Raw genomic sequence first — 2,773 nt, forward strand, 5'->3', positions numbered from 1 at the left:
CCCCCACACTCACACCGCCGCGCCCGCTCGGCGAGACCCGCACCTGGCCGCGCTCCTTCACCGACCGGCTGACCGCACCGCTGCCCGGCGTCGGCATGTTCGCGCGGATGGCCCGCGAGGGCACCCTGCGGGCGCCCGCCGCGGCCACGAAAGAGATCCCGCAGCTGCCCTTCGAGCCCGGCTCGCTGCCCGACGTGGACGCCGGCACCGTCGCCGTGACCTGGGCCGGGCACGCCTCCTGGGTGGTACGGATCGGCGGGCTCAGCGTGCTCACCGACCCGGTGTGGTCGCGCAAGATCCTCGGCACCCCGGCCCGTATGACACCGGTCGGCGTCCGCTGGGAGGACCTGCCGAAGATCGACGCCGTGGTGATCTCGCACAACCACTACGACCACCTCGACGCCCCCACCTTGAAGCGGCTGCCGCGCGAGACGCCGGTCTTCGTGCCGGCGGGCCTCGCCAGATGGTTCCGCCGCCGCGGCTTCACCCTGGTCACCGAACTCGACTGGTGGGAGGCGGCGGAGCTGCCCGCGGGGCCCGGCGGCGGGGGCCGGGTCCGCTTCGACTTCGTCCCGTCGCACCACTGGAGCAAGCGCACCCTCATCGACACCTGCTGCTCGCTGTGGGGCGGCTGGGTGCTCACCGACCCGGTGGGGCAGCGGGTGTACTTCGCCGGGGATACGGGCTACGGCCACTGGTTCGAGCAGATCGGCGCCCGCTACCCGGGCATCGACCTCGCGCTGCTGCCGATCGGCGCGTACGAGCCGCGCTGGATGCTGCGCCCGGTGCACACCGACCCGGAGGAGGCGGTGAAGGCGGTCCGCGACCTCGGCGCGCGGAACATGGCGCCGATGCACTGGGGGACCTTCATGCTCTCCGCGGAGTTCCCGATGGAGCCGCTGCACCGGGTGCGGGCGGCGTGGGCGGCGGCGGGACGGGCGCGGGAGGAGCTGTGGGACCTGCCGATCGGGGGGTCGCGGGTGCTGCCGGGGCTGGGGCTCGGGGACTAGGCCTGACGAGCTCTTACGAGCCGACCTCGGACTCCCGCCGCTTCGGCTGGGTGCCGCGGGCCTTGCGCCACAGCATCGGCGCCACGCTGATCGCGACCGTGAGGCCCACGGCGGCGGCCACGCCCTGCCACGGCTCCGGGAAGAGCGAGCCGCCGAGGATACCGATCAGCTGGTACGTCGCGGTCCAGGCCAGGCAGGCGGGGAAGTTCCCGCGGCTGAAGGTCCGCAGCGGCATCCGGGCGAGCAGGCAGGCCAGCATGACCGGAATCCGGCCCGCCGGGATCAGCCGGGAGACGATCAGCACCGGGATCTGCCGCTGCTCCAGCTTCCGCTGCGCCTGCGCGAGCCGCTCCGGCGCGGCCTGGTCGCGGATCCGCTCCAGCCACCGGGACCCGTTCTTGGAGCCGACCCCACGACGCCCCAGCCAGTACAGGATCGTGTCCCCGAGGAACGCCGCCGCGGCGCCGACCAGGAACACGTACAGCAGCGAGAACGGCGACGACTGGTGGAAGGCGACCACCGCGGCCCCGCTGACCACCGCGCCGGTCGGGATGACCGGCACCAGCGAGCCGACGAGGACCAGCAGGAACACGGACGGATAGCCGATCGCCTGCTGCGTCGACTCGGGCGGCACGGCGCGCCGTGCGGCGTTCGCCAGCACCTCGGGCGCGGCATTGGCGAACTGCTGCAGCTGGCTCATCTGGCGGCCTCCAGGCGGACCGACTCGCCGTGCGCCAGACGGTGCACGGCGGTGCCGGGCGCGGTGCGGGCCGCCAGGCGTTCGAACTCCTCGCCGGGCGCGTGGAACTCGTGCGGTCGCACGGCGTCCATGCCGATCGGCCAGTACGTGCCGTAATGAATCGGGATGGCCGCGCGCGGCGCGAGCCCCTTGAGGGCCTGAGCGGCGCGATCGGCATTGAGGTGCCCGTGCCCGAGGAACGGCCCCCAGCCGCCGACGGGCAGCAGCGCCACGTCGGGCGCGGGCCCGGCTTCGGCGGCCATGTCGAAGAGCCCGGTGTCACCGGCGAAGTAGGTGGTGCCCTCGCCGCGGATGACGTACCCGAGCGCCGGGACGGTGTGCGCCCCGTACGGCCAGCGGCGCCCGTCGTGCTCGGCGCGAACGGCACGGATGCTGACGCCACCGCCGGCCTCGGTCTCGTCACCGGGGGCGACCTCATGCACGTCGAGCTCAGCCTGCGCGGCGGTCCGCCGCAGCCCGGCGACGGCGGCGAGAGCCCCGCGGGGGACCAGCAGCTTGCTACCGGGCTGCAGCCGCCCGATGGACGGCAGATGCAGATGATCGGAGTGCAGATGGGAAACGACGGCCACATCGGCGACGGCGGCACTCTGCGACGGCAGCTCCCCGCGCCGCCTCCGCAGATGCATCAGCCGCTGCGCAAACAGCGGATCAGTGAGCACCCGCACCCCGGAGTCCGCGACGGTGACGGTGGCATGCCCCCACCACGTGACCTCAACCGGCACCTCGCTCGCTCCTCTCACCCGGCCTTACGAGCCTACGGCAGCGACGCCACGCTCCGCGGCCCGCGCCCGTGGGCATCCTGCGGCTCCACCACGGAGCCCTCAAGCGCCGGACGGGCTGCCAGGGGGCGGGGCCGGTCTACGTCCGAGAAGGAGCCGTGTCGGCCGCGGCCCCTCCCACGGGAGGTATGGATCGGCCCAGACGCGAAGCCCGCCTCGCATCAGCCCATCCCACGTCCCACCCGCGCCGCGGCCAAGCCCTGGCCACACCCGCTGCTCAGCCC

3 protein-coding genes are annotated in these 2,773 nt (G+C 74.0%); 1 reads left to right on the forward strand and 2 read right to left on the reverse strand.

Annotation, left to right across the window (positions count from 1 at the left end):
- On the forward strand, nucleotides 1–1,010 hold a 1,010-nt coding region (locus tag G5C51_RS41370; protein ID WP_165246006.1), incomplete at its 5' end, for an MBL fold metallo-hydrolase.
- A gap of 13 nt (nucleotides 1,011–1,023) precedes the next feature.
- On the opposite strand, the gene G5C51_RS41375 is transcribed toward G5C51_RS41370, so the two are convergent.
- Nucleotides 1,024–1,710 (reverse strand): DedA family protein, encoded by a 687-nt coding sequence (locus G5C51_RS41375; RefSeq protein ID WP_165246008.1) that lies wholly within the window; start codon nucleotides 1,708–1,710, stop codon nucleotides 1,024–1,026.
- Complete coding sequence (locus G5C51_RS41380; RefSeq protein ID WP_165246010.1) at nucleotides 1,707–2,492, reverse strand: MBL fold metallo-hydrolase; 786 nt, start codon at nucleotides 2,490–2,492, stop codon at nucleotides 1,707–1,709. The genes G5C51_RS41375 and G5C51_RS41380 overlap by 4 nt, the downstream gene beginning before the upstream one ends.
- Nucleotides 2,493–2,773 lie beyond the last annotated feature (281 nt).

This window comes from Streptomyces coryli, assembly GCF_011044975.1.
GTDB classification, from domain to species: Bacteria; Actinomycetota; Actinomycetes; order Streptomycetales; family Streptomycetaceae; genus Streptomyces; species Streptomyces coryli.

Coding starts and splice junctions, on each gene's coding strand:
- G5C51_RS41375 (WP_165246008.1), bottom strand. CDS start 1,710: ATGAGCCAGCTGCAGCAGTTCGCCAATGCCGCGCCCGAGGTGCTGGCG.